Below are 13,178 nucleotides of genomic sequence, written 5' to 3'. Positions count from 1 at the left end.
AAAACAAACTTATACAGATGAAAAAACACATCAGCTTTGCTTTAACATGTCTAATTGCATTTTCCGCCTGCGGACAAAACCCTAAACCATTAGAACAAGAAATTGGAGGTAAAGCGCCAGGTAATCGCAAATTACTTATTAAAGACAACTTAAAATTGCCAACCGCTATTAAAACCGGTGCAGAGCAAACCGAAAAATATTTGTCACTTTTAAAGGGTAAACGAGTTGGCATGGTTGTAAACCCAACATCAATTATCGGCTCGCAAACATCGGTTGATAGTTTATTGAAACGTGGTGTTAAAATTCAAAAAATATTTGGTCCGGAGCATGGTTTTAGGGGTGATGCGAGTGCCGGGGTTAAAGTTGATGATGCTGTTGATGCGAAAACAGGCATTAAGGCCATTTCACTTTATGGAAAACACAGTACACCTACTGCCGAAGATCTGGCTGATATTGACATCATGGTTTTTGACATTCAAGATGTAGGTGTTCGTTTCTACACTTACATAAATACTTTACAACATGTAATGGAGGCTTGCGCTGTAAATAAAAAAGAGCTTTTAATTTTGGATCGTCCAAACCCTAACGGTTATTTAATTGATGGACCAATATTAGATCCTAAATTTAAATCAGGAATAGGGATTCAACCAATTCCCATTGCCCATGGCTTAACCATTGGAGAATATGCGCAAATGCTAAATGGCGAAGGTTGGTTAAAAGACAAAGTGAAGTGCAAAATTACCATCATTAAAAATGCCAATTATAACCACGATATGGAATATGTTTTACCTGTTAAACCATCTCCAAATCTTAACACCGCACAATCCATACTCTTGTATCCTTCAACCTGCCTATTTGAAGGCACTTATTTAAACCATGGCCGAGGAACCATGTTTCCCTTCACTATTGTAGGTGCTCCATATTTAAAAGGTAAATACGATTTTAATTTTACCCCAAAAAGCATTAAAGGAATGTCTGAAACTCCGTTGTTTCAAGATCAGGTTTGTTATGGTTTAGATCTGAGAAATTACAATACTTCAAAACTTAGAGAATCTAAACAGGTAAATATTTCCTGGCTAATTGAATTATATAATGCATCGCCAAGAAAAGAAGATTTCTTTAATACCAAATTAAGTAAAGAAATGGGAACCATTGAAAAACTGGTTGGCGTAGGTGATTTCAGGCAACAGGTAATTGACGGAAAAAGTGAAAAAGAAATCAGAGCAAGCTGGGAACCTGGATTGAGCGCGTATAAAACCATGCGTAAAAAATATCTGCTTTATGATTAATGAGTGAGTTACTGAATAAATGAATGGGGTAAATGAATATTTTCAATCAGGGGAGCTAATTTGAGAGTTGATGAGCATGATAATTTCAAACAATAGCTTATTAAATTTTGTTAACTATTAAATGATGGTCGATTTGCTTTTTGCCTGTTCAATCATCAAAATTCAATCATTCAACAATTAAATTATGAGCGGACCAAAAGTAAAAAATGACAAACCAGGTAGCAATTATGAGGAAGAAGTTCCGAAGGGAAGAGAGCCGCTTGACCATAAAACCGTTAGAAAACCCAATGACAGTTTACCTAATAAACCGCCAAAAACAAATAATCCTGCTAAGCAACGAGAGAACGAAGAACAGCCTGTACATGCAATAAAAAAGGCTCCGAAGGAATAAAAGATAAATTGATTTGATTACACTAAAGCAATAGTGTAATCAAATTTTTAAAGCAAAATAGAAAGTAGAACCTTTACCCTCTTCACTTTCCACCCAAATTCTACCGCCTTCGTTTTTCACAATTTCAGCAGAAATGTATAAGCCAAGTCCTAAGCCTGGGTAAGTGTGTTGAAGGTTTCCTCCAACACGATAGAATTGCTCGAAAACCAAGTGTTGCGATTCTTTTGAAATTCCAATTCCATAATCCTGTACGCTCAGAATCACTTCATTATCCTTTAGGAAACTTTTCACATCGATATTTTCTGCATCAGTAGAATATTTTATGGCGTTGGATAAGAAATTAGTAACTACCTGACCTATTCTTTCTTTATCTGCATAAACAACCGAACTGCTATTTAAATCTGCATTGATATAATGCTGCGAAGTGATATGCTGCATTTCATCAACGATCTCTTTTATATGCAGATCAAAATCGAATTTAACAGGGCTAAAAGTCATTTTCCCGGATTGTATTTTGGTTACATCCAATAAATCTCTAATTAAACCTGTTAAGCGATTAAGCTGAAAATCCATTTTCTGAACCATATTGGCCTTTTTCTCATCGCCTTCAATACGAATCATCCGCTCTAAAACCTGAGCATAAGCCTTTATACTGGTTACAGGCGTTTTTAATTCATGACTGGCAATCCCTAAAAACTCATCTTTTTGTTGTTGCAATTGAACCTGTTTAGTCACATCTATTGCTGCATGTAAAATTGCATAAACCTTACCTTCTGCATTTCTTAAAGGTTTATAAGTAAAGTTAAACCAAAATTGTTTCAGTTCACCATTTGCATACAAGTTAGCCGCCTGCTGATCTGCGTGATATGGGATTCCTGTTCGATACACCTCTTTCAAAATATCTATAAAAGGTTGATCTCTTAATTCAGGAATAGCATCTATCATTGGTTTACCAAGAATGCTTTTGTCTTTATCCCATAATTTAAGCATTTCATTATTGGCAATTTTGATAATAATATCTTCAGTTTCATATAGTGCTGTTGGCATTGGATTATCCAAAACCAGGTTCCTGAAACGTTCTTCACTGGCTTTAAAAGCATGACGGGATTTTACCTGGGCGGTAATCTCATTTGCCACTATCATTACGCCGGTAACGTTCTTGTCTTTATCACGAACAGGATCATAAACGAAGTTGAAATAATAATCACCTAAAACACCGTTACGTTCCAACCTGGCAAGGGTTTCGTATCCATAGTGCGGAACACCGGTTTGATAAACCTGCATTAAAAGTTCAGGAAAAGGCTGATCTATAAGTTCTGGTAATCCATCTATTAATTTTAACCCAATAATATTTTTGGTTTTGCCCCAAATCTTCAATAAATCATCATTGGCTTCCTCGATAATAAAATCCTTTCCTTTTAAAATCCCAATGGCTACAGGTGCATCATAAATCATTTGCCTGAAAAGTTCTTCACTTTCCTTCCATTTAAATTTAGCCTTTACCAATGCCGTAACATCAGTGGCATTATTTAAAATTGCCCAAACTTTTCCATTCTCATCCTTTAACGGTTTATAGATAAAATCGAAATAGAAAGTTTGTAATATGCCATTATTAATCAGTTGAACCTTATCCTCCTTAGCTTCGTAGGCTACACCAGTTTTAAAAACATCCTTTAAAATCTGGATGAATGGCTGTCCTTCCAATTCTGGAACTGCTTTTGCCAGTTCCATTCCAATTACGGTATTATCTTTGCCCCATGCTTTTAAAATGGCTTTATTGGCAACTTGAATAGTGAGCTCCTCTCCTACGTATAAACCGATAGGCATTTCAGATTCCTCTATCAGTATATTAAATAATGAAGTTTTATCTTTTAAATTTATTTGCATGAGGAAACAAATATAACTCGTTTTTATTTGCTGCCGGTAGATTTAAGAAAAGAGAGAAGCACTTTTTCATCATGCTCCAAACCTAATTTCCTAACCGTTTTATGGTTATTCATTTTCTTTAAATATTTTTCCAGCTTATTGTCTTCGTATGCTTTTAGCAGCATCGGATACACATAAGAGCTTTTACATACCGCCCTGGTATTGCCTAACTTTTCTGCCACACAATCTAACACATTAACAATGGTTTTCTTCGTATTCAGCTCCCAATTTTCATCGGCAGCACATTTGGAGAATTGACGCAATGCCTCCAAAGTACCACCCCAGGTACGAAAATCTTTAGCAGTGAAATCGCTGCCTGTAATCTCTCTGATATAATTGTTGATTTTGCCAGAATCTATGCTTCTATGTTCATTTTCATTAGTGTAAAATTGAAATAAATCTTGTCCGGGAATGTCTCTGCATTTTTTAACAAGTCTGGCCAGTGTCCGGTCATTTAGCTCAACATTTTGTTTAACACCTTTTTTGCCGACAAAATCAATGTTAATTTTGCTTCCGTTTATCTTAACATGTTTATCTCTCAAAGTGGTTAAGCCAAATGAACCATAAAGTTCTTTATAACTTTCATTTCCAATCCTGATCAGGGTTTTTTGAAGTACATCGACAGAAATAGCTAATACCTTTCGTTCATCAAACGCTTTGCGTTTCAAGTCTTTCGCCAACTTTTTTCTGGCCTCAGGCAATGCTTTTCCAAATTCGTACAACCTGAAATATTTATCATCAGAACGGCGACTTGTCCATTTTGGGTGGTATTTATACTGCTTCCTGCCTGCGACATCAATACCGGTAACCTGAAGGTAAGCATTTGGCTTATTGGCAATCCAAACATTTTGCCAGGCTGGAGGAATCACTAATGATTTTATTCTGTTCAGGTGCTTTTCATCTGTTATTTTCTGCCCATCCTTATCTTCATAATAAAACTTACCTGGCTTCCCTTTTCGATAAATGCCAGGCATCGAATCGGTTACATAAACTAATCCGTTCGCTTTAACAACATCTTTACCTTGTATCATTTTAACCTATAAGGATGATTAATTTTTAGTTATTTTGTAAAAACTTAATGTGTGCATTCACGTTATTTTAGAAACACAACACTTTCTTATGAAAATAGTTTTTATGGGTACGCCCGATTTTGCAGTTGCTTCTTTAGATGCGCTGGTTCAAGCTGATTTTGATGTAGTTGCTGTAATAACCGCTCCTGATAAACCTGCAGGCCGCGGACAAAAAATTAATGAAAGTGCAGTAAAAAAATATGCTGTCGAAAAAAACATACCTGTTTTACAACCCGAAAAGTTAAAAAACCCTGAATTCCTTGAAGAACTAAAATCTTATCAGGCAGATTTACAAGTGGTGGTTGCCTTTAGGATGTTGCCTGAAGTAGTTTGGAATATGCCACCAAAAGGCACAATAAACCTTCATGGATCGTTATTGCCCCAATATCGGGGCGCAGCTCCAATTAATCATGCGATTATTAATGGCGAAAAAGAAAGTGGTGTCACCACTTTTTTCTTAACCCATGAAATTGATACCGGATCCATTATTCAAAGTGATAGTACACCAATTGCTGATGATGAAACTGCTGGTGAATTACACGACAAACTGATGCATATCGGAGCAAATTTATTGGTTAAAACCGTTAAAGCCATTGAGGAAGGTAATTACACACAGCAACCGCAACCACAAAGTGAGGTTTTGAAACACGCACCAAAAATATTTAAAGATGATTGCAAAATAGATTGGAATAATCCCAGCCAACTAATTTACAATTTAATAAGAGGCTTAAGCCCATATCCTACCGCCTTCACTTTGTTAAACGACAAAACACTTAAAATTTTTAAAGCAGAAATGGAAGATAAGGAACCAGGTATTGTTGCAGGCGGGTTTTTAACTGATGGCAAAACCTATCTTAAATTTGCTACTAAAGATGGGTTTATCAAATTGTTGGATATTCAATACGAAGGAAAAAAACGCATGCTCATTGAAGATTTTCTACGCGGAATGAGATTATAAACAACAGGCAGATCGATAAAAATCTGCCTGTTGTTTGATATTGACTATCTATTATAAGCATCTATAGCGCGTTCGATATTTTTTGAGCCTGATGATTGTATCAAAAAACCACCAATACCTAATCCGCCGCCTAGTCCCATTAATAAGAAACTTCCGGTTGAAGAATCATTTTTATAAATTGGCATATTTCCAGTCCCTGTGCCGATTTGTTTAAAGCCGGAGTTAGCAAAAAGTGTAATTGCACTTGCAATAATTGCAGCGCCAGCCCCAATGTACATAGCGGTGCCAATTCTCATGCTTTTTCGATACCCCTTCAGTAAATCTATGCTCTCACTACGGTCAGCCATGTCAATAATTAAATTATTATAAGTTACTTTTTTCAAATCTGCGAAGTGTTTATTATAAAACATTCTTGTATTTACAGCTTGACGTCTCCTGGTTTGAAATCTATAAAATTCATCGTCAAAAGGATGAGAATTATAGCTTACCTCTTGATAAAGATTGATCTTCCCTTCAATAATTCTTTCAGCGAACGATACGCTGTTAAAAAAATCAACTTTCCTGGTATTTGCATAGAAACCATCTTCGTTATTGAAGAACTTTACTTGTTCTAAAGGTATTCGTCGAGAATCTGCCCGTAGAGACCAGGTGCCAGAAAAATCGGGTCGCATTGTGACCCTGTTGGCATAAATTGTAGAATCTGAATAGAGATACAGAAAATCTTTGGAGTCGTTCATTTGAGAACGAGCGTTCAGGCCATAGCAAGCCATGACCAAAATGAGTAGTTTTTTCATATTGATTTACATTTGTGTGTGTAATCAATATTACAAAACTTTTATGCTGAAAATTCTCTGTAAAGAATAAAATACAAAATTTAATCTTTGCTTTAGTGATAAGTGATCTAATTGATAACATTATTGCAACAGGAAATCGAGTATAACCTGATTAAAGGGCTTAAGCAACTTATTTCTTGTTTTATAAAACTGAACTTGCAATGTTTTAGTTATGATAACGCATTTAATTTATCAATCAAGAACTTAGAAACTTCATTAAAATAACGTTTTCTTCCATAACCCATTACCCACTGAATTCCTTGAGTGGCATTGGTAATGAAAACCTCCTCGGCTTCTTTCAAAATTTCAGGATTTATTTGGGCTTCAATTAACGATATATCATTCATTTTGCACAATTGCATAATAGCACTGCGCATTACCCCACCAACACAACCTTCAGTTAATGCTGGTGTATAAATCTGACTGTTGTAAACCACAAAAACATTTGCACTGATACTTTCGCATAAAAAACCATTTTGATTTAAAATCATGGCTTCATCCAGGCGGTTTTGGCTTTTGAAAATTCCTGCCATTACATAAAGTAATGCGTTGGACGTTTTGAAGTTGGAAAGTTTATTTATTGGTTTTGTTATTTCATCAAAAACATCAATAATTAAACCTTTGCTATTTAACTCATATTGATTGCTTTTTAGGGGAATGCCTTCCAAGATATAACCGGCCTTATTAATTTCTGGTGTATAAACACCTGCACCCTGACGATAAACCGATAACCGGAAACGCACATTCCCGTTCCATCTGTTTTTTTTAACAAGGTCGGCCGTCTTTTGACGAAGAAAATAATCATCCATCAACGCATGTCCATCCATTTTTAAAACTTTCATTCCTGCCACAAGCCTGTCTGCATGTAAATCTGCAAACTGGAGCTTATTGTCAATCATCCGCATACTTTCAAAAAGTCCATCGCCAAATTTAAAACTTCTGTTTGAAGCTGTTAAAACAGGAACATCAACCGCTTGAAATTCATCATTAAATAAAAGATATTGCTGAGACATATTTTAAGATGCGGAGATATAATTTTCCCATTTATTTAATGCAGCTTTAAAATCTGCTGGTAACGGCGATTCAAAATACATATACTCTTTTGTTGTTGGATGAATAAAACCTAAACTTTGTGCATGCAAAGCCTGTCTGGGCAGCAATTCGAAACAATTATCTACAAATTGTTTATATTTATTAAACGTAGTCCCTTTTAAAATCTTATCGCCCCCATACATGGCATCATTAAACAACGGATGCCCGATATGTTGCATGTGTGCCCTGATTTGATGGGTACGGCCAGTTTCAAGTTCACAACTGATTAAAGTAACATAACCTAAGCGTTTTAAAACCTTATAGTGCGTTACGGACCATTTTCCTTTTTCTTCTTCTTCATAAATATCCATTACCCGGCGATCTTTAACACTTCGGCCAATATAACCTTTTACAGTGCCATCATTTTCGAGATCGCCCCAAACCAGAGCAATGTATTTTCTTGTGATACTGTGATCAAAAAATTGTCTGGCCAGATGAGTTATCGATTTTTCATTTTTACTGATCAATAATAAACCAGAAGTGTCTTTATCAATCCGATGAACCAGGCCAGGTCTGCCATCATTTCCTGGCAATTGTGGTAATTGTTCGAAATGGAAAGCCAATGCATTTACCAATGTTCCGGTATAATTATTAAAGCCAGGATGCACAACCATTCCTGCAGCTTTATTCACTACGAGTAAATCACTGTCTTCGTAAACAATATCTAGCGGTAAATCTTCAGGATAAACTTCCGTATCACGAGGTGGATGAGGCAGAACAATCGAAATTTCATCAAAAGGTTTTACCTTATAACTGGATTTTATCTGTTTCTGGTTAACTAAAACATTCCCGGCATCAATAGCATTTTGAATGCGGTTACGTGAGGCATTTTCTACCCTAACCATCAAAAATTTATCGATACGCAATAAGGATTGTCCTTTATCGACTGTTATTTTTAAGTGTTCATATAATTCTTGTTCTTCTGATTCCTGCAATTCGACCACATTTTCCATGCTGCAAAAATAAACTTTTAAGCTCAAGATTTTTTGAATGATTTCAGTTTTACCAAAATGTCTTATTTTTACTGTCAATAATCATTTACAAGGCACATATTATGAATAAACACTACTCTTTTAAAGCTTTTCTAGCTTTAATTCTGCTTTTTTTTGTTCAAAAAGCCAGCGCACAACAAGATGTTGGAGATCTGTTTGTTTCCGGTCCGGCCGATGCAACAAAACTTATCAATGCATATTTTGATCCGCTTTATAAAGGATTAGGATTAGGGCTAAACGACGGCTGGAACAATACAGCAAAATCAAAAGGTTTTTTAAAATTTGATGTCAGGGTTTCAGTATCTGGCGTTTTTGTACCTCAATCGGCAAGAAGTTATGATGTAAACACACTTAATTTAACCGATATTAAGCCAGCACCCGGTTCTTCTTCTATCGGTCCAACGGCTTTTGGTAATGATCAGGTTGGAGGAAGAATGGAAGTGTATACAAACTCAGGAACTCCAACCGGAAAATTTTTCAACCTGCCACAAGGTGTAGGATTTCATACGGTTCCCTCTGCTCAAATTCAGGCTACTTTAGGCTTACCCAAAAACATTGATATCTCTCTGAGAGCAATGCCAAAAATTAAATTGAGTGACGATTTAGGAAGTTTATCTATGATTGGTGTGGGTGCGAAGGTTGAGTTGTTACCGCTGTTTATGGGGAAATCGGAGAAATTAATTCCTATAGATATCGCAATTTCTGGAGGTTTTACCCAGTATAAATATACTCTTGATCTAAATATTGAAAACCAGGCGAATTCCGATCAACGTATTGATGCAAAGTTCAACGGTGTAAACGTTGATGCCATCGTATCAAAAAAGATCTTATTCTTTACGCCTTTCGCCAGCGTAGGCTATCAAACTTCTAAAACAGATTTGAAAGCATTGGGAACATATCGTTTTGCTACAGGCGCGCTTACCTCTGCAACTTATGTAGACCCAATTTCGGTAAAACAAACTGACATTGATGGAGTAAGAGCCAGTATAGGTTTTCAGCTAAAATTTGGTTTCTTTAAATTTTACAGTTCATATACCGCAGCAAAATATCACATGATTAATGCAGGAATTGGATTGGGAATTGGAAATAATTAAGATTAAATTACTGTTAATAATTTATTTTTGATTAACCTAAAACTATATTGGCTTATTTTTTGTTCATAGTTAATACTATAAAATATCTAATCTGTAACACTATGAAAAATTTTACTCAAAACGTTAAGATTGTGCTTAATTTTTTCCCTTATCTGATCAGGGAAATATATTTTAGGTAGTAAGAATCTAAAGAAAACGCTAAAAAGACACTTGCAATTTGCAGGTGTTTTTTATTTTTACATGTGTTTCAAAAAATATACAGTCCTGTTCAAAAAATAGAAATTAATCCTTTTAGCAACTTTTTTGTTAAACGTGATGATTTAATTGATCCATATATTTCCGGAAATAAGTGGCGTAAGCTAAAATTCATTTTAGAACGGGCAAAATTTGAAGGCAAAAACCATTTGATCACATTTGGCGGTGCTTATTCAAATCATCTCGTTGCAACAGCAGCAGCGGCAGCAAGATTCGGACTAAAATCTTCAGCATTTGTTCGGGGCGAAGCAGTAAAAAATGAAATGCTCTTGCTTTGTTCTCTTTTCGGCATGAAACTCATTTTTGTAGATAGAGAACGTTATAAAAACAAGAAAGAATTATTTGAGCAAAATTTTAATACTGATCAAAATGCATTTTTCATTAATGAAGGTGGAGCTTCGGCTGAAGCAGTAACAGGTTGCGCTGAAATAATAGATGAACTGGAGGAAACTTACGACCATGTTTTTGTCGCAGCAGGAACAGGCACTACAGCTGCCGGATTATTAAAGGCTATTCAGGCAAAAGACCATAAAACGCAGCTACATGTAATTCCTGTTTTAAAAGGAGGAGAGTTTATCAGGGAAGAAATCTCCAGATATACCTCTCTTTCCACCCATTTAAATTTGCACAATGAATTCCACTTTGGGGGCTATGCCAAAACCACACCCGAACTGATTAGCTTTATTAAAAAATTCATTGCAGAAACAGGGTTATTGATTGATCCTGTTTATACCGCAAAAATGTTTTATGCAATTTTTGAATTGCAAAATCAAGGAAAGATTAGCAATAATGATAAAATTCTTGCCATCCATACTGGAGGCTTGCTTGGCTTTTTTGGAATGAAAGATAAATTCAACTCTTTTTAAGCTCTGCTTGAGATAGAAATTTAATAGAGGTTTTAAAAAAAAACACCCCGGTTGTTATAAAACCGAGGTGTTTAAGCGTGCAATAATTATTTTATAATTTTTGAAAGCTTACAGTAATAGCTTTCATGTCAACCGTAATTTTATAATTACCAGCTTCTGCAGCACTAAGCTTCCATTTTAAATCCGGATTGCCTCCAAGCGCTATCTGTGCCTTATTGTTGCTAATTGGTTGTGCCGCTGTAGCCGACATAAAGCAATCTGCAGTCCAGTTGCGTAATGTTGGAAACTTAATTTCACCAGCCACAAGCGGACCCGTCCAGGTAAATTCTGCAGAATTGGAAGGGTTTACAATCATAGGCAATGCCGCTGCTATATCCCATTTTGCAGCACTTGCATCACCTACAATGTAAACACTAGAATATATTAACGGAAGCGGATCAGATGCTTTCAGTTCCTTTTTGCATGAAACGCCTATTATCATTACCGTTAACAATAACATCATATATTCAGCATGAAATCCATTCATGCAGGTGTTTTTTATATTTTTTTTCATTTTTTTATATTTTTTGGAACGGTTTAAATTTCTTCGAAAGATTAAATTGGGTTGTGAATATACGCCCAGGGTTTAATACCGGGTGTGTCCACGCATCTTTAAAACTGTAAAAATTTAAATCATCTTTAAACAGTTTCTTAATATCCCGGGTTTTGTTTTAACTGAGGATTAATGTTAAGTATGTTTAAGCCAATTGGAAAAATTTCTGTATGATTATCTGCATCAGGCTGTTTGTCCCACCATGTTCCTTTAGAAAACACATCCCAGCGAATCATATCTGTTCTCCGTCTTCCTTCAACCACAAACTCTCGTCCCCATTCGTCCAACATTTCCTGATCATTCAGGCTACTGCCATCCGGATTATAAAGGCTTGGCGAACCATCGGGGTAATATCTTGCCCTAACCTTATTTAACAGGGCGCTCGCTCCTGCTTTATCTCCTGCCCTGTATTTACATTCTGCTAAACTATAATAAACCTCGGCAAGCCGGATCTCTGCATAAGCAGACATTAATGCGTTAGCATCACCAGTTGGATACCAGGGATATTTTACTACAGGTATGCCCGAATTTTGATCAGCATGGTTCATATTGGATTCTTTATCGGCAGGCGCTACGCCAGGAGGAGTATCAAGAAAATAACCAACGGCATCTCTGATGTAAATTGTATAACCTTTGGTTCCCTGAACGTTTACTGTTGCTCCCTGAGCATTTACATAAGGCAGATAACCAAAAAGAAACATGCCTTCTCTTTTACTGCCGCCTAAGTTTTTATATTTTTTTAATCGTACGTCATCAGCATACTTTTGAAATTTAACAAAAGGTTTGCCTAATGCATACGGTAACTCCACATCGTTTACATCTCTACCCGGTTGAAGTGAATATTTCGGATTCATTGTGGTGCCCACATCTGTATTACCAAAATATTGTGGCGTGTTAACAGGGTAACTCCAAAAGTACATACCACTGGAATAATGCCAGCGAGTGATATTAGATGCCGGGAAACCAAACATCATTTCTGCAGATGTTACATTAGAATAATCAAATGGTGCATCCCACCGGCTTTCAATGGCATAGGTACCATATTTTCCATCAATAATATCCTGGCATACGGTTGCACATTGTGCGAATTTATCCTGGCCTATATATACTTTAGCATTCAGATAAAGCCTGCTTAACAATGCCATTGCTGCACCTTTTGTCCAGCGGCCAATTCCTCTTGCACCAAGGGCAGTATTGGTTGGCAAACCAGGAAGTGCCTGCAGCAATTCGTTTTCTATAAAATTGAAGGTTTCTTGTGGCGTTGATTGAGGTTTGCCTTGATTTTCTCCCTTAACTTTGGTTATAATAACTATATTTCTATAGAGATCAAATAAACGAAGGTAGAACCACGCCCTGTGTACCCTTAATTCAGATACAAAATCTGCTTTTTCGGCAGCAGTCATATTGAATTTTGCAGGGTCAATGGCTTCTATATCTTCTAAAGAGTTTGTTGCCAGTGTTATGCCTTGATAAAGATCATTCCACATGGAGCTGGTATATCCATCGGCAGTAATCCAGGTATGGTTATGAAGCCTTTGATAAAGTCCGCCATCAAGCCAGTCACCCTGTCTGTTAGGCGTCATCATTTCATCTGATGAGTCTTCCTGTGCAGTATAAGTACTTTGAATGGTCCAATAACCATGTTCAAAAGATCTTAAAAAATCTCTGATCACATCATCCTTTGTTTGAAGGAAATTCTGTGAAGTAATTTTATCATATGGTTTTTCATCAAGCTTAGTACAACTATTTAAAGATAGTGCACCAATCAGCGTCATTACCATTACCGATTTATATTTTGAAATTAATTTCATTTTCGTAAT

The 13,178-nt window shown here is 36.2% G+C and carries 12 protein-coding genes; 5 read left to right on the top strand and 7 right to left on the bottom strand.

What is annotated here, in order from left to right; all coding sequences use genetic code 11:
- Window positions 1-17: 17 nt before the first annotated feature.
- Window positions 18-1,289 carry an exo-beta-N-acetylmuramidase NamZ family protein gene (locus tag DU508_RS14305; protein WP_115403907.1) on the top strand — a complete coding sequence of 424 codons (1,272 nt, stop codon included), beginning with the start codon at window positions 18-20 and terminating at the stop codon, window positions 1,287-1,289.
- A 184-nt stretch (window positions 1,290-1,473) separates the two neighbouring features.
- Entirely contained in the window at window positions 1,474-1,680 is a 207-nt protein-coding gene (locus tag DU508_RS14300; protein WP_115403498.1) for a hypothetical protein, read from the top strand.
- A gap of 39 nt (window positions 1,681-1,719) precedes the next feature.
- On the opposite strand, the gene DU508_RS14295 is transcribed toward DU508_RS14300, so the two are convergent.
- Both DU508_RS14295 and DU508_RS14290 read right to left on the bottom strand, forming a co-directional pair.
- Complete coding sequence (locus DU508_RS14295; protein ID WP_115403497.1) at window positions 1,720-3,567, bottom strand: PAS domain-containing sensor histidine kinase; 1,848 nt, start codon at window positions 3,565-3,567, stop codon at window positions 1,720-1,722.
- A gap of 23 nt (window positions 3,568-3,590) precedes the next feature.
- Complete coding sequence (locus DU508_RS14290; protein ID WP_115403496.1) at window positions 3,591-4,637, bottom strand: DNA topoisomerase IB; 1,047 nt, start codon at window positions 4,635-4,637, stop codon at window positions 3,591-3,593.
- Between the two features lie 88 nt (window positions 4,638-4,725).
- Here DU508_RS14290 and fmt point away from each other — a divergent pair, with 88 nt between their 5' ends.
- Complete coding sequence (gene fmt, locus DU508_RS14285) at window positions 4,726-5,634, top strand: methionyl-tRNA formyltransferase (RefSeq protein ID WP_115403495.1); 909 nt, start codon at window positions 4,726-4,728, stop codon at window positions 5,632-5,634.
- A 44-nt stretch (window positions 5,635-5,678) separates the two neighbouring features.
- Here fmt and DU508_RS14280 read toward each other — a convergent pair whose 3' ends face one another.
- The 3 genes from DU508_RS14280 to DU508_RS14270 all read right to left on the bottom strand — a co-directional run bounded on the left by DU508_RS14280 (window position 5,679) and on the right by DU508_RS14270 (window position 8,512).
- Window positions 5,679-6,428 (bottom strand): hypothetical protein, encoded by a 750-nt coding sequence (locus DU508_RS14280; protein WP_115403494.1) that lies wholly within the window; start codon window positions 6,426-6,428, stop codon window positions 5,679-5,681.
- Window positions 6,429-6,637: 209 nt separating this feature from the next.
- Complete coding sequence (locus tag DU508_RS14275; RefSeq protein WP_115403493.1) at window positions 6,638-7,480, bottom strand: aminotransferase class IV; 843 nt, start codon at window positions 7,478-7,480, stop codon at window positions 6,638-6,640.
- 3 nt (window positions 7,481-7,483) lie between these two features.
- Window positions 7,484-8,512 (bottom strand): RluA family pseudouridine synthase, encoded by a 1,029-nt coding sequence (locus DU508_RS14270; RefSeq protein ID WP_115403492.1) that lies wholly within the window; start codon window positions 8,510-8,512, stop codon window positions 7,484-7,486.
- A gap of 101 nt (window positions 8,513-8,613) precedes the next feature.
- Here DU508_RS14270 and DU508_RS14265 point away from each other — a divergent pair, with 101 nt between their 5' ends.
- Window positions 8,614-9,645, top strand: a complete 1,032-nt coding sequence (locus DU508_RS14265) for a DUF6588 family protein (protein ID WP_115403491.1) — start codon at window positions 8,614-8,616, stop codon at window positions 9,643-9,645.
- 242 nt (window positions 9,646-9,887) lie between these two features.
- Window positions 9,888-10,766 (top strand): 1-aminocyclopropane-1-carboxylate deaminase/D-cysteine desulfhydrase, encoded by an 879-nt coding sequence (locus DU508_RS14260; protein ID WP_115403490.1) that lies wholly within the window; start codon window positions 9,888-9,890, stop codon window positions 10,764-10,766.
- Between the two features lie 91 nt (window positions 10,767-10,857).
- On the opposite strand, the gene DU508_RS14255 is transcribed toward DU508_RS14260, so the two are convergent.
- Both DU508_RS14255 and DU508_RS14250 read right to left on the bottom strand, forming a co-directional pair.
- On the bottom strand, window positions 10,858-11,319 hold the full coding sequence (locus DU508_RS14255; RefSeq protein WP_115403489.1) for a SusF/SusE family outer membrane protein: 462 nt from the start codon (window positions 11,317-11,319) through the stop codon (window positions 10,858-10,860).
- Between the two features lie 137 nt (window positions 11,320-11,456).
- Window positions 11,457-13,169: a RagB/SusD family nutrient uptake outer membrane protein gene (locus DU508_RS14250; protein WP_115403488.1), complete on the bottom strand. Its 1,713-nt coding sequence runs from the start codon at window positions 13,167-13,169 to the stop codon at window positions 11,457-11,459.
- Window positions 13,170-13,178: the final 9 nt, after the last annotated feature.

This window comes from Pedobacter chinensis, from assembly GCF_003339865.1.
Classification (GTDB): domain Bacteria; phylum Bacteroidota; class Bacteroidia; order Sphingobacteriales; family Sphingobacteriaceae; genus Pedobacter; species Pedobacter chinensis.
This window is presented reverse-complemented; position numbering and strand designations above follow the sequence as displayed.